Origin of the sequence: Nocardia sp. bgisy134 (genome assembly GCF_965341865.1) — a bacterium.
In the GTDB taxonomy this organism is placed as follows: domain Bacteria; phylum Actinomycetota; class Actinomycetes; order Mycobacteriales; family Mycobacteriaceae; genus Nocardia.
On the sequence record NZ_CBDQZP010000014.1, the window covers coordinates 137,395 to 158,976 of the forward strand.

At 67.5% G+C, this 21,582-nt stretch carries 18 protein-coding genes; 9 read left to right on the forward strand and 9 right to left on the reverse strand.

Translation table 11 applies throughout. The features are described from left to right. Positions 1 to 15 precede the first annotated feature (15 nt). The 6 genes from ACRWNM_RS24145 to ACRWNM_RS24170 all read right to left on the reverse strand — a co-directional run bounded on the left by ACRWNM_RS24145 (position 16) and on the right by ACRWNM_RS24170 (position 7,006). Positions 16 to 1,542, reverse strand: a complete 1,527-nt coding sequence (locus ACRWNM_RS24145; RefSeq protein WP_431970351.1) for a Re/Si-specific NAD(P)(+) transhydrogenase subunit alpha — start codon at positions 1,540 to 1,542, stop codon at positions 16 to 18. Positions 1,543 to 1,546: 4 nt separating this feature from the next. Further along, positions 1,547 to 2,674: an acyl-CoA dehydrogenase family protein gene (locus ACRWNM_RS24150; protein ID WP_431970352.1), complete on the reverse strand. Its 1,128-nt coding sequence runs from the start codon at positions 2,672 to 2,674 to the stop codon at positions 1,547 to 1,549. After that, positions 2,671 to 3,849 carry an acyl-CoA dehydrogenase family protein gene (locus tag ACRWNM_RS24155; RefSeq protein ID WP_431970353.1) on the reverse strand — a complete coding sequence of 393 codons (1,179 nt, stop codon included), beginning with the start codon at positions 3,847 to 3,849 and terminating at the stop codon, positions 2,671 to 2,673. Before ACRWNM_RS24155 ends, ACRWNM_RS24150 begins: the two co-directional genes overlap by 4 nt. A 64-nt stretch (positions 3,850 to 3,913) precedes the next feature. Next, positions 3,914 to 4,945: a phosphotransferase family protein gene (locus ACRWNM_RS24160; protein ID WP_431970354.1), complete on the reverse strand. Its 1,032-nt coding sequence runs from the start codon at positions 4,943 to 4,945 to the stop codon at positions 3,914 to 3,916. 76 nt (positions 4,946 to 5,021) lie between these two features. Continuing rightward, positions 5,022 to 5,792, reverse strand: a complete 771-nt coding sequence (gene fabG / locus ACRWNM_RS24165; protein WP_431970355.1) for a 3-oxoacyl-ACP reductase FabG — start codon at positions 5,790 to 5,792, stop codon at positions 5,022 to 5,024. Further along, positions 5,789 to 7,006, reverse strand: coding sequence for an acetyl-CoA C-acetyltransferase (locus tag ACRWNM_RS24170; RefSeq protein WP_431970356.1), 1,218 nt, complete (start codon positions 7,004 to 7,006; stop codon positions 5,789 to 5,791). The genes fabG and ACRWNM_RS24170 overlap by 4 nt, the downstream gene beginning before the upstream one ends. 152 nt (positions 7,007 to 7,158) lie before the next feature. Here ACRWNM_RS24170 and ACRWNM_RS24175 point away from each other — a divergent pair, with 152 nt between their 5' ends. From ACRWNM_RS24175 to ACRWNM_RS24185, 3 genes are read left to right on the forward strand one after another with little or no spacing between them, the layout of a single operon-like run. Beyond that, complete coding sequence (locus ACRWNM_RS24175; RefSeq protein WP_431970357.1) at positions 7,159 to 7,773, forward strand: TetR/AcrR family transcriptional regulator; 615 nt, start codon at positions 7,159 to 7,161, stop codon at positions 7,771 to 7,773. Continuing rightward, positions 7,770 to 8,519: a helix-turn-helix domain-containing protein gene (locus ACRWNM_RS24180; RefSeq protein ID WP_431970358.1), complete on the forward strand. Its 750-nt coding sequence runs from the start codon at positions 7,770 to 7,772 to the stop codon at positions 8,517 to 8,519. The genes ACRWNM_RS24175 and ACRWNM_RS24180 overlap by 4 nt, the downstream gene beginning before the upstream one ends. 43 nt (positions 8,520 to 8,562) lie before the next feature. Continuing rightward, the gene (locus ACRWNM_RS24185; RefSeq protein WP_431970359.1) at positions 8,563 to 9,489 is read left to right on the forward strand and encodes a sterol desaturase family protein; all 927 of its coding nucleotides are present in this window, start codon (positions 8,563 to 8,565) and stop codon (positions 9,487 to 9,489) included. Between the two features lie 68 nt (positions 9,490 to 9,557). Here the strand turns inward: ACRWNM_RS24185 and ACRWNM_RS24190 are convergent, their stop codons facing one another. Further along, positions 9,558 to 10,490: a LysR family transcriptional regulator gene (locus tag ACRWNM_RS24190; protein ID WP_431970360.1), complete on the reverse strand. Its 933-nt coding sequence runs from the start codon at positions 10,488 to 10,490 to the stop codon at positions 9,558 to 9,560. Positions 10,491 to 10,627: 137 nt separating this feature from the next. Between ACRWNM_RS24190 and ACRWNM_RS24195 the strand changes: the two genes are divergently transcribed. The 4 genes from ACRWNM_RS24195 to ACRWNM_RS24210 all read left to right on the forward strand — a co-directional run bounded on the left by ACRWNM_RS24195 (position 10,628) and on the right by ACRWNM_RS24210 (position 14,247). Then, positions 10,628 to 11,911, forward strand: a complete 1,284-nt coding sequence (locus tag ACRWNM_RS24195) for an MFS transporter (protein ID WP_431970361.1) — start codon at positions 10,628 to 10,630, stop codon at positions 11,909 to 11,911. 85 nt (positions 11,912 to 11,996) lie between these two features. Beyond that, on the forward strand, positions 11,997 to 13,283 hold the full coding sequence (locus tag ACRWNM_RS24200; protein WP_431970362.1) for a PucR family transcriptional regulator: 1,287 nt from the start codon (positions 11,997 to 11,999) through the stop codon (positions 13,281 to 13,283). A gap of 236 nt (positions 13,284 to 13,519) precedes the next feature. Next, on the forward strand, positions 13,520 to 13,816 hold the full coding sequence (locus ACRWNM_RS24205) for a hypothetical protein (protein WP_431970363.1): 297 nt from the start codon (positions 13,520 to 13,522) through the stop codon (positions 13,814 to 13,816). A gap of 2 nt (positions 13,817 to 13,818) precedes the next feature. Next, complete coding sequence (locus ACRWNM_RS24210) at positions 13,819 to 14,247, forward strand: hypothetical protein (RefSeq protein WP_431970364.1); 429 nt, start codon at positions 13,819 to 13,821, stop codon at positions 14,245 to 14,247. A 22-nt stretch (positions 14,248 to 14,269) separates the two neighbouring features. On the opposite strand, the gene ACRWNM_RS24215 is transcribed toward ACRWNM_RS24210, so the two are convergent. Beyond that, complete coding sequence (locus tag ACRWNM_RS24215) at positions 14,270 to 15,241, reverse strand: NAD(P)-dependent alcohol dehydrogenase (protein ID WP_431970365.1); 972 nt, start codon at positions 15,239 to 15,241, stop codon at positions 14,270 to 14,272. A gap of 430 nt (positions 15,242 to 15,671) precedes the next feature. On the opposite strand from ACRWNM_RS24215, the gene ACRWNM_RS24220 reads away from it, so the two are divergent. Then, on the forward strand, positions 15,672 to 18,125 hold the full coding sequence (locus ACRWNM_RS24220; RefSeq protein ID WP_431970366.1) for an FHA domain-containing protein: 2,454 nt from the start codon (positions 15,672 to 15,674) through the stop codon (positions 18,123 to 18,125). 267 nt (positions 18,126 to 18,392) lie between these two features. Here ACRWNM_RS24220 and ACRWNM_RS24225 read toward each other — a convergent pair whose 3' ends face one another. Next, complete coding sequence (locus tag ACRWNM_RS24225) at positions 18,393 to 20,573, reverse strand: malate synthase G (protein WP_431970367.1); 2,181 nt, start codon at positions 20,571 to 20,573, stop codon at positions 18,393 to 18,395. A gap of 266 nt (positions 20,574 to 20,839) precedes the next feature. Between ACRWNM_RS24225 and ACRWNM_RS24230 the strand changes: the two genes are divergently transcribed. Beyond that, the gene (locus tag ACRWNM_RS24230; protein ID WP_431970368.1) at positions 20,840 to 21,580 is read left to right on the forward strand and encodes an SDR family NAD(P)-dependent oxidoreductase; all 741 of its coding nucleotides are present in this window, start codon (positions 20,840 to 20,842) and stop codon (positions 21,578 to 21,580) included. Positions 21,581 to 21,582: the final 2 nt, after the last annotated feature.

Below are 21,582 nucleotides of genomic sequence, written 5' to 3' on the forward strand. Positions count from 1 at the left end.
ACTTCGTGGGCAGGCTCAGCTGCGGGAGAACATGGCGAGCATGCGGCGGGTCACCGCGAAGCCGCCGAAGACATTGATGCTTGCGAGCAAGATCGCCGCGCAGGACATCACCGTGATCCACCGATCGCCGTGCCCGATCTGGAGCAGCGCGCCGACCACGATGATTCCGGAGATCGCGTTGGTGACCGACATCAGCGGGGTGTGCAGCGCGTGGTGCACATGGCCGATCACGTAGTAGCCGATCACGATCGCCAAGGCGAATACGGTCAGATGTCCCTGCAGCGCTGCCGGGGAAATCGCGACCAAGCCGAACAGCGCCGCCGCAGCGACCAGAGCGATACCCAGTCGGCGGCCTGCCGACATCGGCTGCTTCGTCGGCGCCGCCTCGATCTGTGCGGTGGGCTCGGTGACGGCGGGCTTGGCGGAGACCGACACCGGCGGTGGCGGCCAGGTGATTTCACCGTCACGAACGACGGTGATGGACCGCTGGATCACGTCGTCGAAATCCAGGACGAGCTGCCCGTCTTTCGCCGGCGTCAGCAACGCGAGCAGATTCACCAGATTGGTGCCGTACAGCTGGGACGCCTGAGCGGGCAGTCGCCCGGCCAGGTCCGTGAACCCGATGATCGTGACGCCGTTGTCCGTCACGATCGCCTGGTCCTTGACGGTGCCTTCGACGTTGCCGCCGTTCTGTGCCGCCATGTCGACGATCACGCTGCCCGGCCGCATCGACGCGACCATGTCCGCGGTGATGATCCGCGGCGCTGGACGGCCCGGGATCAGCGCGGTGGTGATGATGATGTCCACGTCCGTGCACTGGTCGGCGTACAGCTGCGTCTCGCGGGCCTTGTAGTCGTCGCTCATTTCCTTGGCGTAGCCGGTGCTCGACACTTCCGCCTCTGCGGACTCGATCGAAAGGTACTCCCCGCCCAAGGATTTGACCTGGTCGGCGACCTCCGGCCGCGGGTCGGTCGCGCGGACCACCGCACCCAGGCTGCCTGCCGCGCCGATCGCCGCCAGGCCGGCCACACCTGCGCCGACCACGAGAACCTTGGCCGGCGGCACCTTCCCGGCGGCGGTGACCTGTCCGGTGAAGAACCGGCCGAAGGCGTGGGCAGCCTCCACGACCGCGCGGTAGCCCGCGATGTTGGCCATCGACGACAGGACGTCCATCGATTGCGCACGTGAGATCCGCGGCACAGCCTCCATCGCCAGTGCGGTGATCGGCCGCTTGCCGAGGTCTTCGACGAGCTCCGGATCGAGTGCGGCCGACAGGATGCCGATCACCGTGGCGCCACGGTTCATCTCGTCGAGCTGGTAGGTCGCGGGCGCATTGACACCGAGGACGATGTCGGCGCCGCGGGCGTTCCCGATGGAGGCCCCCGCCTCGACGTATGCGTCGTCGGAGAAGGACGCCGCTGCTCCGGCGCCGGCGTCGACGACTACGTCGTATCCGAGCCCGATCAGCCGAGCGACGGTCTCCGGCGTCGCAGACACGCGTGTTTCGCGCGGGCGAGCTTCCCGCAGAACACCGATGATCACCTTGTCAGCTCCCGTCGTGTGCAGGTGAAGAAAGAGAGTGCGGCCCCGGTACCGCGACCAGTTCGGCCAGGCGCGATCGGTGATCGCCACCGGTGCCGAAGGCGAGTTGGTCGGCTTTCGCTCGCTTGAGGTACAGATGCGCAGGGTGCTCCCAGGTCATCCCCATACCGCCGTGCAGCTGGATCGCCTCTTCAGCCGCGTGCACTGCCGCGTCGCTGCAGAACGCTTGCGCCACACTCGCGGCAACAGGTGCGTCGCTGTCTGCCGCGGCGAGCGTGGCGGCGGCGTATCGCGCGGCGGCGTTGGCGGACTCGACCTCCGTGTAGAGATCGGCGAGCCGGTGCTTGAGCGCTTGGAAGCCGCCGACGACGCGACCGAACTGGCGCCGCTCCTTCAGGTAGGCCACGGTCTCGTCGAGGCACCAACGGGCGATGCCGTATTGCTCGGAGGCGAGCAGGGCGGCGCCTGCCGCGAGACCCCGGCGGATCGCCGGTTCGCCGTCGGCGACGACCAACTCGCCACGGACGCCGTCCACTGTGACGTCGGCGAGCTGCCTGGTCATGTCGAGCGAGATCACCGGAGCGATGTCGGCTTCCTCGGCCGAGACCGCATAGACGGCAATGCCATGGGGGCCGGCGGCCGGAACCAGCAGGACATCGGCTTCCAACGCTCCGGCGACACTGGTGATGGTTCCGCTGAGCCGGCCGTCGGCCCCCAGAGCCACCGTGCGTAGCTTCCCGTGCGGAGCCGTGGAGAACGGGAGCACGAGCGCGGCGGTGCGCTCCCCTGCCGCGAGTCCGCCGAGCAGCGAGCTGTCGGTGCCGAGCAGGACGGTGGTGGCAACCACCGCGCTGGTCAGGAAGGGCACCGGCGCGACGAAGCGCCCGAGCTCTTCGAGGACGACCGCGGCCTCGCGGGCCGAAGCCCCCGCCCCACCGCGCTCCTCGGGCACGAGCAGACCGGCCAGACCGAGATCGACGGCGATCTGCTTCCACAGGCTGGCGACCGGCGACCGGTCGCCGTCGTAGAGCGCGGTCACCTCGGCCGAGTCGCAGTGGGAGTCGAGAACTGCACGGACAGCGTTGCGCAGGTCGTCCTCGATATCGGTGTAGAGCAGATCCAGGTCGGTCATCGGGCGACCTCCTTCCAGGGACGGTCCTTGTCCGTTCGAGGCTCGGGAGGCAGCCCGAGAACTCGCTCGGAGACGATGTTGCGCAGGATCTCGGAGGTACCGCCTTCGATGGAATTGCCCTTGGCACGCAGGTATCGGTAGCCGGCGTCACGGCCGTTGAAGTCGACCCGGCCCGGCCGCACGAGGGTCCACTCCGAGTAACGCAAACCGTCCTCGCCGAGAATCTCCAGTTCCAGTCCGGAGAGCTGCTGGGCGACCCGGGCGAAGGTGAGCTTCATCGCCGCGCCCTCCGGGCCGGCCTGCCCCCTGGCCAATTTCTGCCGCAGCCGCACGGCGGCGAGGCGACCGACCTCGGCATCGACCCACAGCCGCAGCAGCCGGTCGTGCAGCTCGGCGGTGCGCCGTTCGGGATGCGTACGCCAGGTCTGCGCGACCACACCGATGATCCCGGACTCGCGGGCGCTGGCTTTGCCGCCGATCGCGACCCGCTCGGTGTTGAGCGTCGCGTTGGCCACCTTCCACCCGTCGCCTTCTCCGCCGAGTCGCTGAGCGTCGGGGATGCGGACGTCGGTGAGGAACACCTCGTTGAATTCGGCCTCCCCGGTGATCTGGCGCAGTGGCCGCACCTCGACACCCGGATCGGTCATGTCGCACAGGAAGTACGTCATGCCACGGTGTTTGGGCACTCCCGCGTCGGTGCGGGCGAGCAGGATGGCGAACTGCGCCAGGTGCGCGCCGGAGGTCCAGACCTTCTGTCCGTTGACAACCCAGCCCTCGCCGTCGCGCACCGCGCGGGTGCTGACGTTGGCCAGATCGGAGCCGGCGCCAGGCTCACTGAAGAGCTGGCACCAGATCTCCTCGCCGGTCCACAGTGGCCGCAGGAAACGGCGCTTCTGTTCCGCTGTCCCGTAGGCGAGGATCGTCGGCGCTGCCATGCCGAGGCCGATGGAGTTGGCCATGGGGTTGTTGTCAGGCGCTCCCGCCTGCTCGAGCATCCTGTCCACCTCGAGCTGCCACGCATGGGGCAGATCGAGCCCACCGTGGCCTTCCGGGAAATACACCCAGGCCAGGCCGGCGTCGTAGCGAGCGCGGAGGAAATCCAGTCGCTCGGTCGTGGCGGGATCGTGGTCGGCGAGGAACTCTTCGACTCTGCGCCTCAGATCGTCGAGCGTCATCGCGCCTCCCGCTGCGTGCGCGAGGTTCTCGGTACCTCGGTACGGGCGTCGTAGGCGAAGTCCATCAGCGATGCTCCTTCAGTGCGGTGAGGCCGGTTTCGAGCAGGGGATGGATCGCGGAGCCGAGGCCGGCGAAGCCCTCGCCCACGGTCTGGTTGTGCAGATAGCGGTAGTGCACTCCCTCGAGGATCGCCGCGAGTTTGAATGCCGCGAGTCCGAGGTAGAACCCGAAGTCGGACATATCGCGGTCACTACCCGCGGAGTACCGGGCGATGATCTCGGCCTCGGTCAAGAAGCCGGGCGCAACGGAGGCATCCGCCACCGTCGCGCTGCTGTCGAGTTCGGCGGCCAGACGCCCGTAGACGAGCATCAACGCCAAGTCGGTCAGCGGGTCGCCGAGCGTGGCCATCTCCCAGTCGATGACTGCCGCGGGGCGGTCGTCGTCATCGGTCAGCACATTGTCCAGCCGGAAGTCGCCGTGCACGATGCCTGCGGCGGACTCCGGCGGGACAAGGGCGGCAAGACGCGAGTGGAGTTCGACAGCCGCGGGCAGGTCGCGCGTGTGAGACGCATCCAGTTGCTTCTTCCACCGGCCCACCTGACGCGCCAGGAAACCTTCCGGCCGACCGAAATCCGCCAGCCCGACCGCCGCCGGATCGACCGCGTGCAGTGCGGCAAGGGTGTCGACGAGACCGGTCGAGATCGCCCGGGTCCGTTCAGGTCCCAGCTCCGTCAGCTCGGTGGCGTAGCGGTACGGCCGGCCCTCGACTCGCTCCATCACGTAGAACGGTGCGCCGAGGACGTCCTCGTCACGGCACATCGCGTACATGGCGGGCACCGGGACGGCAGTCTGCTCGAGGGCCGCCATCACCCGGTACTCCCGCGCCATGTCATGGGCCGTTGCCAGCACATGCCCCAGCGGCGGACGACGGACGATCCACGTCGTGGCGCCGTCGGTCACCTCATAGGTCAGATTGCTCTTCCCTCCGGCGATCACTCGGCCGGTGAGCTCCGAGCCGACGCCGGGAACGGCCGCACGCAGCCATGGCGTGAAGCGCCCGAAGTCGAGCCCGGGGAGTTCCGTCGCGGTTCCCATCACGCCACCACGAACGAGACGCACACCAGCTTGTCGCCGCCCTCGCGCTCGAGTTCGGCGACGCCCTGGAAGACCCTCACGCCTTCGGCCCTCCCGCTATGTAGAGCACCTGTCCGGAGACGAATCCGGCGCCCTCGCTGACGAAGAACGACACGGCGTGCGCGATGTCGTCCGGCACGCCGGTCCGTGCCACCGGGATCTGAGCCGCCGCACCGGCTTTGAAGTCCTCGAACGGGATCCCGACACGTGCCGCGGTCGCGGCCGTCATCTCGGTCTCGATGAAGCCGGGCGCGATCGCGTTGGCGGTGACGCCGAACTTGCCGAGCTCCAAGGCCAGGGTCTTGGTGAAACCCTGCAGGCCGGCCTTCGCCGCCGCGTAGTTGGCCTGGCCGCGGTTGCCCAGTGCCGAGGTACTGGACAGGTTGACGATGCGGCCGAATCCGGCTTGGGTCATGTGCTTCTGGACTGCCCGGCTCATCAGGAACGAGCCGCGCAGATGCACGTTCATCACCGTGTCCCAGTCGTCGGCGGTCATCCGGAAGATCAGGTTGTCGCGGAGGACACCGGCGTTGTTGACCAGCACAGTGGGAGCGCCGAGTTCGGCGGCGACCCGGTCGACCGTGGTCTGCACGGCAGCCTCGTCCGACACATCGGCGCCGATCGCGATCGCCCGGCCTCCGGCGGCCTCGATCTCCTCGACCACTGGCTTGCCTGCGGCCTCGTCGAGGTCGACCACGGCGACGGCCAAGCCGTCCGCGGCCAGGCGGCGGGCGACGGCGGCGCCGATGCCCCGGGCCGCTCCGGTGACGATCGCGGTGGTGGTGGCGGTCACGGGGTTGCCGGTCACGACAGACGCTCCAGAACCATGGCCATCCCCTGACCGCCGCCGACACACATGGTCTCCAGCCCGAACTGCTTGTCGTGGAACCGCAGCGAGTTGATCAACGTGCTGGTGATCCGAGCGCCGGTCATCCCGAACGGATGACCCACCGCGATCGCGCCGCCGTTGATGTTGAGCTTGTCCTCGGGGATGCCGAGTTCACGGGCCGAGCCGATCACCTGCACCGCAAAGGCCTCGTTGATTTCCACCAGGTCGATGTCGTCGATGGTGAGGCCAGCTCGGCGGAGCGCTTGCTTGGACGCTTCGATCGGACCGAGGCCCATGATTTCGGGCGAGAGCCCGGAGACACCGGTGCTGACGATCCGGGCCAGCGGCGTGATTCCCAGCTGCGCGGCCTTGGTGTCGGACATGATCACCAGCGCGGCCGCGCCGTCGTTGAGTGCACAGCAGTTGCCCGCGGTGACGGTGCCGTCGGGGCGGAACACCGGCTTCAGCGCCGACACCGCCTCCAGCGTGACTCCCGCACGGGGACCGTCGTCCGCGCTGACAACCGTGCCGTCGGGCAACGTCACCGGCGTGATGTCGCGAGCCCAGAAGCCATCGGCGATCGCCTTCTCCGCCAGATTCTGCGACCGCACACCGAAGGCGTCCTGCTCCGCACGAGTGATGCCGGTGAGCTGCGCGACGTTCTCCGCGGTCTGCCCCATCGCGATGTACACGTCGGGCAGCAGTCCTTCGGCGCGCGGGTCGGCCCAGGTCGAACCACCGGCAGCGCGCTTCGCCGTGCGGGCCACGGCCTCGGCGAAGAGCGGATTCTCGGTATCCGGCAGACCATCGGCATTGCCCTTGGCGAAGCGGCTCACGGTCTCGACACCGGCCGAGATGAAGACGTCGCCCTCACCGGCCTTGATGGCGTGCAGCGCCATTCGGGTGCTCTGCAGGCTCGAGGAACAGTACCGGTTGACAGTCGTGCCGGGGACCCCGTCGAGACCGGCCAGCACCGCGACGACCCGGGCCATGTTGAAGCCCGACTCCCCGGCCGGCTGGCCGCAGCCGAGCACGAGGTCCTCGACTTCGGCGGGGTCGAGCGCGGGTACCTGAGCCAGCGCCGCGCGAACCATCTGGACAGTCAGGTCATCGGGACGCATCTCCTTGAGCGACCCCTTGCCTGCCCGGCCGATGGGAGAGCGAGCGGCGGCGACGATCACGGCTTCCGGCATCTAGACTCCTTAGATAAATAAGCGCTTGCTTAGCAGCAAGAGTGCAGGAGCCGGAGGCGACCGTCAATAGGAGGTTGCCGATGGACTGCGTTAGCCACCTCACACCACCTCCTCGGTGACATGCGGAATCGAGACGCGATAATGAGCCCGAAATGACCGATACGACCGAACCCCGCGGCGATGCGACTCGCGCTCGGCTACTGGATGCGGCCATCGCCGCGTTCGCCGAGAAGGGCTTCAACGGCACCACCACGCGCGACATCGCCGCAGCAGCGGGAATGAGCCCGGCCGCGGTGTATGTGCATCACAAGTCCAAGGAAGAGCTCCTGTACTTGATCTCGCGGTCAGGTCACGAGGAGACGCTGGACCTGGTGACGAAGGCGGTCGACTCGTCCAGCGACCCAACCACCGCGCTGCACAATGTGATTCACGACTTCGCCGTCCACCATGCCCGCGGACGCACCGGCGCCCGGATCGTGAACTACGAATTGGCGGCACTCACGCCCGAGCACCATGCCGAGATCCGCGGCATTCGCCAGCAGATCGACAAGGAGATTCGCGAGCTCGTCGAGCGCGGTGTCGCGGCAGGCGTCTTCGACACACCCGACCCGCGCATGGCCAGTGTCGCGCTGCTGTCGCTGGGGATCGACATCGCCCGCTGGTACCGCGACGGGGGCGACTGGAGCCCCGACGACATCGCCGACGGCTACGCCGACATGGCCCTGCGCATCGTCGGCGCGACGGACGCTGCGTCAGATCTTCGATGACCGCGACGATGCCGCGCTGGCTCGGCGGGGTCGTGTTCACCCCCGGCCTGATGGCCTTCAGCGGCGACATCGGCGACACCGCGGCCCATTCCCATGCCGCCGTGCAAGTTTTGCTCGTCACCGCGGGCGAGGCGACCTTGGTCGACGCCGCCGGGCGCACCGCGGCCGCCGAGCTGGCGATCATCCCGCCAGGGGTGCGTCACGAAGTGCGCGCCGCCCCGGCCACCAAGGGTTTCATCGCCTACCTCGACTCCGGTAGCGGCGTCGGCCGCGCCGCCCTCGCTCGGCTCCGCGGCCTGCCTGCCGATCGCGTCACCAGCTGGATCACCGCGGCGAACCCGCGCACCACAGTGGTTGCGCCGCAGCAGAACTCGGCGATACGGCCGTCGCCCAGGTCCCCGCACCCGGTGGTGGCCGAGGCGCTGCGGGTGGCCGCGGCGTCCGCAGGCGGGCCACCGTCGTTGGGCGATCTCGCTGCCGCCGTGGCGATGTCGCCGAGTCGACTGTCGCATCTGTTCACCGAGCATGTGGGGCTGCCGTACGCGGCGTGGCGACGTTGGACTCGACTGCATCTCGCGGTCGGCACCGTGCGCGCGGGCGGGTCGCTGACCGAGGCCGCGCACGCCGCGGGTTTCACCGACAGCGCTCACTTGACCAAGACGTGCCGCGACCTGTTCGGCATCACCCCCACCGAAGCTCTGGTCGCGACCGGCTGGCGAGCTCCACCCGCCACGCAGCTCAGCTGATTTCTACAAGTCTCCACCGGGATGCGGCGGCGAGGCTGAGTACATGTCCACAATCGCTCGACCCCTCATCCGCTACGGCTACGCACCGCTCCTGCTGCTGGGTATCAACGGCACTGGAATCGCCTTGGCCGCAAGCGGAGCCAACAAGGCCTGGCTGCTTGCTCTGCTGGTCACCGCTATCGCGTTGTCGTTCGCCGCCGAACGCCTGCTGCCGTATCGGAGCGCCTGGAACAGCTCCCACGGTGACGTCGGACGCGATACCGCGCATACCTTCGTCAACGAAACGCTCATCCTCGCCAGTGTCGCCGCCATCCCGGCCCTGGCCGCGCTCGTCCCCGGTGACGGGATCTGGCCTACCAGTTGGCCGTTCGCCGTTCAGGTGCTGATCGCGATTCTGGTCGCCGACCTCGGGATCACTCTGACGCACTACGCCAGTCACAAGGTCGGGGTGTTGTGGCGGTTTCACGCGGTGCACCACAGCGTCACTCGTTTCTACGGTCTCAATGGCCTGATGAAACACCCTCTGCACCAAACCCTCGAGATGACCGCGGGCGTCACCCCGCTGTTGCTGGCCGGGATCCCGGTGCCGGTCGCGTCGGCGTTGTCCCTGGCGGTCGCGGTGCAGCTGCTGCTCCAGCACTCCAACGCCGACTACCGCGTCGGCCCGTTGAAATACGTCTTGGCGCTCAACGAAGGCCACCGCTTCCACCACTTGAAATGGGCGGGCATCGGCGACGTCAATTTCGGGTTGTTCACGCTCATCTGGGATCACCTGCTGCGCACCCACACCTACGACCCCTCCCGCCAATTCAGCAGCGCCGACCTCGGGATGGCCGCCAAACCCGACTATCCCGTCGGCTACCTGGCTCAGCTCGCCGAACCCTTCACTCGTCACGGCGCCTGCACGTCACCTCCGGCGACCCCACCGACGCCTCGGCGATCGACCGTGGCGAGGACACCGTCCAGCTGATCAGCTGAAAGCGACCTCGGATGCCGAGCCCCGTTCTCGGGCTCGGCTTTTCGCAGTCCTGGAAATCCTCATCCTGGCCGCACCCAGTCCGGGATCCATACGTCCTCGGTGGATGTCGTCCGGTACCCGGCCTGAAGGTACTCGAGGAAGTGCGCGAGGACGGGGTGCGGATTGTCCGCTCGCCAGATCACGGAGAGCGGATAGACCGGGGTCGGGTCGACGACGGGGATTCGGCGCAGGCCATAGCTTTCCGGCCAGAGGTATCGGGAGCCTTCGCCGACGAAGGTGGCGAGCTGGGCCGACTCGGCGATTTCGGCTAGGAGCGGTTCGACGCCGAAGCTCGGCCCGATCGTGTCGATGGTGAGCCCGAACGCCGTCGCCAGATCGTGGTAGTAGCCGACCGGCTCGGGGTCGGACATGCCGGGCATCCAGATGCGGTGATCGGTGAGCTCGGCCAAGGTCACGGTCTCGGCGTTCGCCAACGGATGTCGCGGGCCGACCAGCAGCTCGTGCCGGTCGTCGATCACTCGCGAGGACCGCAGTCCGTGCGGAAGGTCAAGGCCTCGTAGGGATCTGAAGGTGGCGTCGAGAGTGCCCGCATCGATCTCGGCCAGCGCCGATGCCGCATCGGCGTGGGTCAGGGTGACGACATCGAGCTCGATGTCGGGATGCTGCTGGTAGAAGGCGTAAAGAACGTTGGAGGGCGCGATCCTGCGGCCGACGACGTCGATCCGAAGAGCCCTTCGCCCCGGCGTCACGGCCGCTGTGACGCGTTCGGCAGCGCGGAGAAGCGCACGCGCATGAGACAGCACCGCTTGCCCGTCGACAGTGAGCCGCGCACCCCGGGCGGTCCGCGCGAAGAGCTGTACGCCGAGCTCCCGCTCCAGGCTCGCCACTCGCCTCGAGGCTCCCTGCTGGGTGATCCCCAGATCGTCGGCAGCGGCTTGGAACTGGCCGGTCTCGGCAACAGCGACGAAAGTACGAACCGCATCGAGATCCACGACGGGAGAACCTACTCCCACAACGACGAGTTGTGGCTCGCCGCTCGCTCTGTTGTTGGTGGCAGCGCCCATCGACCGGCTTCGATCTCCCTGGCAACAAAGCGTTGTCGCACGAGGTGTGAAGCGGAGCGAAGCGAGTGCCGTATATCGGGCGGAAGGCGAAACTGGGCGAGGCCTTCGGGTGGTTGTGGGCCGCCTACGCGGTCAGCGCCTACGGGACCGGGCTCGGGTTCGGAGCCTTCTCCGTCGTTGCCATCACGGTCCTGCACGCAGGCTCGGCGGAAGTGGCGGCCTTGTCGTCGGCCGGGCTCGCGATCGGGGCGCTGCTTGCGGTCCCGCTCGGGCCGTGGATGGAGTTTCGCGCCAAGCGGCCGATCATGATCGCCACGGATGTCATTCGATTCGCGGCGCTGGCATCCATACCACTCGCCTACTGGCTGGGCGTGTTGTCCTTCGCGCAGCTCTTGGTGGTCGCCATCGTCGCCGCGGCGGCGAAAATCGCGTTCGCGGCCGCCAGCGGCGCGTACCTCAGGACCATCGTTGCCGCCGACGGAATTCTGGTGGCCACCAGTCGTTTCGAGTCCACCACCTGGTCGGCCACGATCATCGGACCGCCCGTGGGCGGCGCGGCCATCGGGGTGCTGGGGCCGGTGACCACGCTCGTCATCGATGCGACGAGCTACCTCCTCTCGGCGCTCGGCATCACCGCGATCAGACAACCCGAGCAGCCCCCGAATCCGCGCAAGACCGCGACGCGCCGATGGAGCGACATCGTGGAGGGCTGGCGATACATCCTCGCCCACCGCACGTTGCGGGGATTCTTCTTCAACACGGTATCGGTCAACGGGCTGATCATGGCTACCGAGCCGCTGTTGTCGGTGCTGATGCTCTCCCACCTTCGGTTCCCGGTCTGGCAGTACGGTCTGGCATTCGCTGTTCCGTGTGTCGGTGGCCTGATCGGGTCACGACTCGCCCGCCATATCGCTTCCCGCTGTGGCGAACGGACGGTGTTGCGGGTCTTCGGCACGCTACGTGCCTGCTGGCCACTCGGGCTGGCGTTCATCCAGCCAGGCCTGACCGGGCTTGTGCTCGTGATGGTCACCGAGTTCGGGCTGATCCTCTGCGCGAGCATCTTCAACCCTGTCTTGGCCGCTCATCGGTTGAACAACACCGATACCGGTCGCCACGCCCGGGTGCTGGCCGCGTGGTCGATCACCACCAGCCTCGGCATCGCCGTGGTCACCGTGCTGTGGGGTCTGCTGGCGCAACTCACCGGGCCACGTCCAGCGATCGCTCTGGCGGGGGTTCTGCTCCTCGGCACGCCGTTCCTGCTGCCGCGGCAGTTCACCTTCACCCCGCCGGAACCGGCCGACCCCACTCCGCCGAGTGAACAGCCGGTCAGCGAGGGGGCGCGAGCATGACTCACGACGACCGGCCGGTGCCGGTGGCCATCACCTCCTCCGGGACGACCGCGTCGCGCCGGAGCGAGATACATAGAATGATCGGGTGACGACTTCTCGTCGCGATGGCGCAGTCGAGCTCGGTCACCCTCTTGTTCGGGTCGCCGCCCGGATGAACGAGCGGGTGACCGAAATCGGCGCGACCATCCGGCGCGAACTCGAGAAAGAAATAGCCGAGCTGCGCGACGACACGCATTCTCTGGGGCTGCTCGGCGCCAGCGTGGAAGCCAATGTCGAAACACTGGTGCATGCGCTGCGCCACGATATTCCGGTCGCGCGCGTCCAGGCGCCCACCGCCGCGATCGAGTACGCCAAACGCCTTGCCCAGCACGATGTTCCGGTCAACGCCTTGATTCGCTCCTACTGGGTCGGGCAGCGCCGGATGAGCGAACTGGTCTTCGCGGAGGTGCGCGCCGCCGACATCGCGGCGCAGCAGCGCCTCGACGTCCTGGAGACCATCACCACGACGCTGCTCGATTACATCGACGCGATCACCCTGCAGGTCGTCGCCGCCTACCAGGGTGAGCGGGAACAGTGGCTGGAGAGCCAGAACAGCCTCCGTGCTCTGGAGGTCCGCGAAGTGCTGACCGGGATGAGCGCCATCGATATCGACGCGGCGACCGTGTCGATCCGCTATCCGCTGCGCTGGCATCACCTCGCGCTGGTGTTGTGGTACCCGGAGCTGAGCACCGACGGTGACGAGCTCCCCCGGATGCGGCGGTTTGTGCAGGAGCTGGCCGAAGCGGCGAACACCGAGGCGCGTCCGCTGTTCGCCGCCGCCGATCGGGTCAGCGCCTGGGCCTGGCTGCCCTACCGATCGCTTCCCGCCGACCTGGTCGGCACCGTCCGCAGGTTCGCACGCGACCGGGCGGACGTTCCCTGCTTCGCGATCGGCACGCCCGGCGCCGGGGTCGCGGGTTTCCGCCGGTCACATCGACACGCTCAGGCCGCGCGCGCGGTCGCGCTCGCACGCGGCACGGACCATCCGGCGGTGTTCTCCGCGACCGATCCGGGACTGTCGGCCGCGGCCCTGCTGTGCGGCGACATCGCGGAAGCGCGGGAATGGGTGAGCGACGTACTCGGCGATCTGGCCGCCGACAACGACAACGACGAGCGGTTACGGGAGACCTTGCGGGTGTTCCTGCGCACCGGATCGAGCTACAAGGCGGCTGCCGCGGAGTTGAACCTGCACTCCAATTCCGTGAAATACCGGGTAGCGCGAGCGGTGGCGCGACGGGGTCGACCGATGGACGAGGACCGGCTCGAGGTCGAGATGGCGTTGCTGGCGTGCCAGTGGTACGGGGCGGCGGCATTGCGCCGGGACCCGGCATAGCGCTGTCGCCGGTGACAAACATCCGCATGGACTTCGTTGCCTCGAGACTATGGCGCGAGCTGCGCGCAGGTCTACCGTTCCGGCATCGACTCTGATCGTAGGCGTCGGCGAAGGAGCCCACGCCCTCTGCCGATCCGATGGCCATCGACAACGCAGCCACGACTCGAAGGCCCGCCATCCGTGACCGCCGCCACGCAACCCGGGCGCCGGGCATCCGCCGCGTACGGAGGAAAGAAATGACGACGACAATCGAGATCGCCGACGAGCTCGCGACTCCCCTGGATCTGCTGCCTGCGACTTCCGAGATCGGCGTCGGCTGGCGCACGCTGCCCGATACGTCGTGGACCCGCACGGCGCTGAGCCTGGCCGAGCAGCCGCGGACTGTCGCCGAACAGGGCGCGCTCGGCCACGAGTCGATGACCATCGCCCCCGGCCGCTCCGCTCGCGCGCCCGCCGCAAGCGACTGGCGCTTCGACGATCCGGTCGGTCGGGACAATCCGCTGTTCGATGTCGAAGGATCCGGAAAGAGTTGATCGTGTCGAATCCGACGAAATCATTTCCCCCGCAATCGAATACGCCTGCCGCCACCGATCTCCGCCAGGAAAAGAAGGGCGACGGAAACTTCCCCGCGCCGAATTCGCGCGGCTGCAAGGACGATATCGCCCCGCTCGGAGCACCCGCGCTCGTTCTGGGCGTCCTGCTGATCGGCGCGGGGATCGCCGCGCTGCTGAGGGTGCGGAGCTGGTCACGCGACTACGGCTCGTTGGTCTACGTCGCCCACTTCCTCTACCTGAGTCTCGCCGGTTCGTTGAGCGTGTGGGGTTTCCGCTTGCGCCGCAGCTCGAATATGCCGAATCCACCGGCAATTCGCCACCGCGCCGTCCACCAGAGCTGCACGGCGAGTGCCGGGGGGCGATCACCATCGAAATGCGCAGCCGACACCACCGTCACCGTCGTTTGGTGACCACACCTGCGACAGATCTGCGTCAGGTCTCGGCGGTGATCGAGATCGTGACGTTGCCGCGTTTGTGCCCGGTCTCGACGTATCGGTGAGCTTCGACGACCTGATCCCACCGATAGTTGCGGTCGATGACGATGCGCAGCTGTTCGTCTTCGATGAGCTCTTTGACGAAGGCCAGAGCAGCGCGCTTCTCGATCGACATGCCAGGCCGTACCTTCCGGCCGCCACGCAACGCGGTCCATCCGGCGAGCACCCAGTTCCGCAGTCGGGTTGTCGGGACGTAGCAGCCGGTGCGCGTCAAGGCGTCTCGGCATCGTCCGAACGAGCTCGCGGTCACCGTGTCGAAGATGACGTCGTAGGTGTTGCGCCGCGTCGTGAAATCATCTGTGGCATAGTCGATCACGTGGTCGGCGCCCAACGACGCGACCAGCTCCGCGTTCTTGGCGCTGCAGACCGCGGTGACTTCGGCGCCGAAGCGCTTCGCCAGCTGCACCGCATAGGTCCCGATGCTTCCCGATGCACCGTTGATCAGAACGTGCTGCCCCATTCGGACGCGCGCGATATCGCGAAGGAAGTACAACGCCGTCGTCGCACCGTCGACCGCGGCGGCGGCCTGCTCGTAGGTCGTGTTGGCCGGTTTGAGTTCCAAGGATGCCGTTTCCGGCATGCATTTGTACTCCGCGCATGCCCCGGCGCCGAAGCCGGTGAATCCGAATACCTGGTCGCCCGGCACGAATCGTTCGACGTCCGCGCCGACGGCCACGATCTCTCCGGACAGTTCCAACCCCGGTATCCGGAGCTTCCTGCGTGGGCGGCTCAGTCCCAGGACGACCCGGCCCCACAGTGGTCGTCCCCGCCGCATCAGAATCTCGGCCGCGGTCACCGTCGTGGCATGCACCTCGATCAGGACATCACCCCGTCCCGGTACTGGTCGATCGACCTCGCGAAGGGACAGCACGTCCGGGGGTCCGAACTTCTCGTGAACTGTCGCTCGCATTCGCTTCGCCTCATGGCTCGTCAGGGGATGCGCGCTCGAGCAGTACCCGAGCGCTCCGAAATGGTCGAATTCTTACACATGAATCATCTGCACAAATGCCATCGCGTCACGCCGAATATGAGAAGTTCGCTTGCACCGCCGAATGGAGTACATCGGACCGCGGGGTCGACGACGAAGCCGTTTCGCCGTGATCGAATTCGAACAGCGAAGACGCATTTCGCCCGACCGCGGCAGAGCGGCCCTGTCGAGGCGCCGACCGCCGGGTTCCACCGGTCCTGACGCGCTTGCCGTTGCACGATGGGGGCCTATTTGCGCTGGTAAACACGTCTTTGATCGGTCGGCGAGTACGGGCGCACGAGACCGGCGGCCGCGAGATCACGGGTCGATCGACTCTTGCGGCGGCCCTGCGGGTCCGTCGTATACTCCCTTCATGGCGGATGACCAGTCCTCCATCGAATTCCCCGACGCACCCGTTCTGGTGGTGCAGACGAGGGAACGCGTCTATCGGCTGCGCGCCGGAGGCGCATACAATGTCGGTCGCGATCCGACGGCCGACATTGTTGTGACCGATCCGCGCGTATCTTCGTTGCACGCCGTTCTGGAGCGGGGCTCGGACGGTTGGGAAATAGAGGACGCGGGCAGCCTCAACGGCACCTTTTTCGACGGTCACCGCGTCGAGCGAATGGTGATCGACCGAGACGAGACGTTCCAGCTGGGCCACGCCAAGGATGGGGAGCAGCTGACCTGCTCGGTGGAAGCGCCACCCGCTCACGAATCCGATGGCGATGGTGGTGGCGACACGATGGTCGTCCCCGATCCCGGCTACCGGCTCCACGACGAACCAACCGTCACGAAGTTCGAACCGGGCCTGCCCCGGCGAGTCTCGCGATCGGCACCTCCGGCGGCCCACCCCAGCGCGGTAGTCCAGATCACGTCGGGCTCGCTTCGGATCGGCCGCGCTGCCGACAACGACATCGTCGTGCCCGACCTCATGGTCTCGCGTCACCACGCCGAGCTGCAGGTGATCGGCGAAGGCAAGTACCGGATCGTCGACCTCGACAGCCACAACGGCACCTACGTCAACGGCGCCAGGGTCGAGATCGCCGAGCTTGTCGAAGCCGATTCGATCGGCATGGGACACACCACGTTCCGGCTGGTCGGCGACGAACTGCGCGAGTTCGTCGACACCGGTGACGTGTCGGTCTCGGTGCAGAACCTCATCGTGCGGACGCCGGAGGGCAAGGTGATCATGGACGGGGTGGGCTTCCCCATCCCGCATCGCTCGCTCGTCGGCGTCATCGGGCCTTCTGGGGCGGGTAAGTCGACGCTGCTCGGCGCGATCACCGGGTTGCGGCCTGCGACCGAGGGGACGGTCCGCTACGACGGACGCGACCTGTACACCAATTACGACGAGCTCCGGCATCGAATCGGGCTGGTCCCTCAGGAGGACATCCTGCACAACCAGCTGCAGACCCGGCGCGCGCTGCTCTACGCGGCCGAACTGCGCTTCCCCGGCGACACGCGTAAGGAGGAGCGCGAGCAGCGGGTCGACGAGGTCCTCGAGGAACTCGGCTTGGCGCAACATGCCGAGACCCGCATCGACAGGCTCTCGGGCGGACAGCGCAAACGCGTGAACGTCGCGCTGGAGTTGCTGACCAAGCCGTCGCTGTTGTTCCTCGACGAACCGACCTCCGGCCTCGACCCGGGCCTGGACAAAACGGTCATGGAAATGCTGTCCGAACTCGCGCACGACGGGCGGACCGTCATCGTGGTGACGCACAGCGTGGCCAATCTCGATTCCTGCGACCGCCTGCTGGTCCTGGTGCCCGGCGGCAAGCTGGCCTACTACGGTCCACCCGCGCAGGGGTTGCGGCACTTCGGGCAGCGCACCTGGGCCGAGGTGTTCCAGGCATTCGATCGCGAGGCCGACCGCGACTGGGCCGGCGAGTTCCGGGAGTCGTCGTATTTCCAGCAGTACGTGGCGGTCGGACTGACCGACGAGATCGGCCCGGCGCAGGTGCGCCCACCGGTGCCGCCGCCCGCGCCGCAGTCCAAGCTCAGTCAGCTCAGTACGTTGTGCCGTCGATACCTGGCGGTCATCGCCTCGGACCGAAGTTATCTGGCGCTGCTCGGCGTGATGCCCGTGCTGCTGGGTGGCTTGATCGCCGCGGTGCCGCCGGGCCAGGGGTTCGCCGGGGAGCCGGGAACCAACATCGACGCACCGACCAAGCTCATGATCTTGGCGTTCGCCGCATGCTTCGTCGGCACCGGCAACTCGATTCGCGAGATCGTCAAGGAGCAGACGATCTACCGAAGAGAACGCGCGGCAGGCCTGTCGGCGGGCGTCTATCTGATGTCGAAAATGCTGGTGCTGGGGGTGATCACCACCATTCAGGCGGTGGTGTTGGTCTTGATCGGCACCATTGGCGTGGATATGCCGCCCACAGGGCTGTTCACCTCGGTCGAGGTGGAGCTGATCCTGGCGATGGCGCTGCTCGGTATCACGTCGCTGGCGCTGGGCTTGCTGGTCTCGGTCTCGGTGAACACCTCGGAGAAGACGCTGCCGCTGCTGATCGTGCTGTCGATGGCGCAACTGGTGCTCACTGGCGGGCTGGTGCGGCTCCCCGGCACATTCTTCCTGGAACAACTGTCCTACATATCGCCGTCTCGGTGGGGGTTCGCCGCGGGAGCAGCCACGCTCGACCTCGACACCCTCTCACCGCATGACGGCGCCGCCGACCCGCTGTGGAAACATTCCCTCGGAACGTGGTTCGCCGACATGGGAATCGTCGCTGTCCTGGGCATCGTCTTCCTGGCACTGGCCTGGTACCGCCTGTACCAGCTGCGCCCACGGCGCCGCGGCGCCCCCGCCGCGAGGCTGTGAATCGGGGGAATTCGTCACTCGGCTGTGTCCAACGCAGGAGAGTCGAGGTTCCGATACAGCCGGGTGGGGTCGATGTTCGCCGTCCTCGACAGCCGTTCGCAATTATGGACGAACTCGTCGACGTCATCGACCGGCCGGTTGTCGTCAGCGCTCGGGCGAGCCCGACCGCTCGGTGCTGCCCGAAGCAAGGCTCTCGCACCGGCTCTGTAACGCACGAATCCCCCGGCCGACTCGGTCGACCGGGGGATTCGTTCGTCGCTCAGCGTATTACACGCAAGCCAGCGCCTTGGCCTCGCGGCGGCGGCGGTGCAGGATGGGCTCGGTGTAGCCGTTGGGCTGCTTGGTGCCCTCCAGGATCAGTTCCTTGGCGGCCTGGAAGGCGATGCTGCCCGCGAAGTCCGCGGCCATCGCGCGGTAGTTCGGGTCGCCCGCGTTCTGGCGGTCGACGACCGGGGCCATCCGCTCCAGGCTGGCCACCACCTCGTCGGCGGTGACGATGCCGTGGCGCAGCCAGTTCGCCATCAGCTGGCTCGAGATGCGCAGGGTCGCGCGGTCTTCCATGAGCCCGACGTCCTTGATGTCGGGCACCTTGGAGCAGCCGACGCCCTGGTCGATCCAGCGCACCACGTAGCCGAGGATGGACTGCGAGTTGTTGTCGAGCTCCTGCTGCTTCTCCTCGGCGGTCCAGGTGGGCTCGGCGGCCACGGGGATCTCCAGGATCTGGTCGACGGTGGCGCGGCGACCGCCCTTGGCGATCTCGGCCTGCCGCTTGAACACGTCCACCAGGTGGTAGTGGGTGGCGTGCAGGGTGGCGGCGGTCGGCGAGGGCACCCACGCGGTGTTGGCGCCCGCCTTCGGGTGGCCGATCTTCTGAACCAGCATGTCGGCCATCAGGTCCGGCATGGCCCACATGCCCTTGCCGATCTGCGCCTTGCCGGGCAGGCCCGCGGTCAGGCCGGTGTCGACGTTCCAGTCCTCGTAGGACAGGATCCACTGCTGGGCCTTCATGTCGGCCTTGCGGACCATCGGCCCGGCCTCCATGGAGGTGTGGATCTCGTCGCCGGTGCGGTCGAGGAAGCCGGTGTTGATGAACACGACCCGCTCCTTGGCCGCCTGGATGCAGGCCTTGAGGTTCACCGTGGTGCGGCGCTCCTCGTCCATGATGCCGACCTTGAGGGTGTTGCGGTCCAGGCCGATGACGTCCTCGACGCGGCCGAACAGCTCGTTGGCGAAGGCGACCTCGTCGGGGCCGTGCATCTTCGGCTTCACGATGTAGACCGAGCCGGTGCGGCTGTTCTTCAGCTCGGTGTCGCCGTTGAGCGAGTGCTTGGCGATCAGCGAGGTGATCAGGCCGTCCATGATGCCCTCGGGCACCTCGTTGCCCTCGGCGTCGAGGATGGCGTCGGAGGTCATCAGGTGGCCGACGTTGCGTACGAACAGCAGCGAACGGCCGTGCAGCGCCAGCTCGGAACCGTCCAGCGCGGTGTAGACGCGGTCCGGGTTCATGGTGCGGGTGAAGGTCTTGTCGCCCTTGGTGACCTTCTCGGCGAGCGTGCCCTTCATCAGGCCGAGCCAGTTGTGGTAGCAGAGGACCTTGTCCTCGGCGTCGACCGCGGCGACCGAGTCCTCGAAGTCCATGATCGTGGTGACCGCGGACTCCAGCACGACGTCCTTGACGCCCGCGGTGTCGGTGCTGCCGATGGGCGAGCTCGGGTCGATCTGGATCTCGATGTGCAGGCCGTTGTGCTTCAACAGCACCGAGCTCGGCGAAGCCGGGTCACCGAGGTAGCCGACCAGCTGCGAGGGGTCGGCCAGACCGATCTCGGTGCCGTCCTCGAGACCGACCTCCAGCTCGCCGTCGACGATCTTGTAGGAGGTGGAGCCGATGTGCGAACCGGTGATCAGGGTGACGGAGTCGTCGAGGAAGTTGCGCGCCCACTCGATGACCTTGTCGCCGCGCACCTTGTTGTAGCCGGTGCCCTTCTCCGCGCCGTTCGCCTCGGAGATGGCGTCGGTGCCGTAGAGCGCATCGTAGAGCGAGCCCCAGCGGGCGTTGGCGGCGTTGATCGCGAAGCGCGCGTTCATGACCGGGACCACCAGCTGCGGACCGGCGGTGACCGCGATCTCCGCGTCCACGTTCTCGGTCTCGATCTGGAAGTCGGCAGGCTCGGGGCGCAGGTAGCCGATGTCGGTCAGGTAGCTCTTGTAGGCGGCCTTGTCGTAGTTCGCGCCGGGGTGCTCCGCGTGCCAGGCGTCGAGCTTGCCCTGGATCGCGTCGCGCTCGGCCAGCAGGGCGCGGTTGCGCGGAGCGAGGTCGTTGATCACCTGCTCGGCGCCCGCCCAGAACGCGGCGGAATCTACGCCGGTACCGGGAAGCGCCTCGTTCTCGACGAACTCGTGGAGAACGCTGGCCACCTGGAGCCCGCCGACCTGAATCCGCTCTGTCATCTACTGCCTCACTTCTGAGAAAGCCGGGTGGAAAAGACGGGTTTTAGGTTACCCGCCGGTAGGCCCATTCCCTGCGGAGGGCCAGCGCACGCCGAGTGCGTCGGGTGAACGCCAGGGCTGCTCGCGATATTTCGCCACGCCGTGGATCGGGGTCGATCGATCGGCGCGTCACGCGGTGTCGGCGGTCGGCCGAACAACCCCTTGATCCTAACGCTCACCGCAATTAATGTACTGATCGGAACATTTCAGCTGCGAGAGGGGCGCCCATGTCGCTCACCGACAAGGTCGTTCTGGTCACCGGCGGCAGCCGGGGTCTGGGCCGGGAGATGGTGCTCGCCTTCGCCGCCGCGGGAGCAGACGTCGTCATCGCGGGCCGTCGACTGGAGGGCTGCGTCGCGCTGGCCGACGAGGTGCAGAACGCGCACGGCCGCCGGGCGCTCCCGGTCGCCTGCAACGTCAGCGAGTGGGACCGGTGCGACGCGCTCGTCGAGTCCGCCTACGCGGAGTTCGGCCGGGTCGACGTGCTGGTGAACAACGCGGGCATGTCCCTGCTGTATCCCAGCCTCGACCAGGTGAGCGAGGCGATGTTCGACAAGATCATCGGCGTCAACCTCAAGGGCCCGTTCCGGCTCTCCGCGCTCGTCGCGACCAGGATGGCGGCGGGCGAGGGCGGCAGCATCGTCAACATCTCCTCCATCGAGGCCGCGCGGCCGGAACCGCTCGCAGTGCCCTATGCGGCGGCCAAGGCCGGACTCAACGCGCTCACCGCGGGTCTGGCGCAGACCTACGGGCCGAAGGTGCGGGTGAACGCGATCCAGTGCGGACCGTTCGAGACCGACATCGCCAAGGCCTGGCCCGACGAGCTGCGCGCCGCGCTCACCGAGCACAACGCCTTGGGCCGGGTCGGCAGGCCGAACGAAATCGTCGGCGCCGCACTGTACTTCGCCACCGACGCGTCGTCCTTCTGCACCGGGGCCACCCTCGCGCTCGACGGCGGCTGGCGATGACC

Excerpts from the sequence above, each read along its gene's own strand:
- ACRWNM_RS24150 (WP_431970352.1), bottom strand. The coding sequence starts at position 2,674 with ATGACCGACCTGGATCTGCTCTACACCGATATCGAGGACGACCTGCGC.
- ACRWNM_RS24155 (WP_431970353.1), bottom strand. The coding sequence starts at position 3,849 with ATGACGCTCGACGATCTGAGGCGCAGAGTCGAAGAGTTCCTCGCCGAC.
- ACRWNM_RS24160 (WP_431970354.1), bottom strand. The coding sequence starts at position 4,945 with ATGGGAACCGCGACGGAACTCCCCGGGCTCGACTTCGGGCGCTTCACG.
- ACRWNM_RS24170 (WP_431970356.1), bottom strand. The coding sequence starts at position 7,006 with ATGCCGGAAGCCGTGATCGTCGCCGCCGCTCGCTCTCCCATCGGCCGG.
- ACRWNM_RS24175 (WP_431970357.1), top strand. The coding sequence starts at position 7,159 with ATGACCGATACGACCGAACCCCGCGGCGATGCGACTCGCGCTCGGCTA.
- ACRWNM_RS24180 (WP_431970358.1), top strand. The coding sequence starts at position 7,770 with ATGACCGCGACGATGCCGCGCTGGCTCGGCGGGGTCGTGTTCACCCCC.
- ACRWNM_RS24185 (WP_431970359.1), top strand. The coding sequence starts at position 8,563 with ATGTCCACAATCGCTCGACCCCTCATCCGCTACGGCTACGCACCGCTC.
- ACRWNM_RS24205 (WP_431970363.1), top strand. The coding sequence starts at position 13,520 with ATGACGACGACAATCGAGATCGCCGACGAGCTCGCGACTCCCCTGGAT.
- ACRWNM_RS24215 (WP_431970365.1), bottom strand. The coding sequence starts at position 15,241 with ATGCGAGCGACAGTTCACGAGAAGTTCGGACCCCCGGACGTGCTGTCC.
- ACRWNM_RS24220 (WP_431970366.1), top strand. The coding sequence starts at position 15,672 with ATGGCGGATGACCAGTCCTCCATCGAATTCCCCGACGCACCCGTTCTG.
- ACRWNM_RS24225 (WP_431970367.1), bottom strand. The coding sequence starts at position 20,573 with ATGACAGAGCGGATTCAGGTCGGCGGGCTCCAGGTGGCCAGCGTTCTC.
- ACRWNM_RS24230 (WP_431970368.1), top strand. The coding sequence starts at position 20,840 with ATGTCGCTCACCGACAAGGTCGTTCTGGTCACCGGCGGCAGCCGGGGT.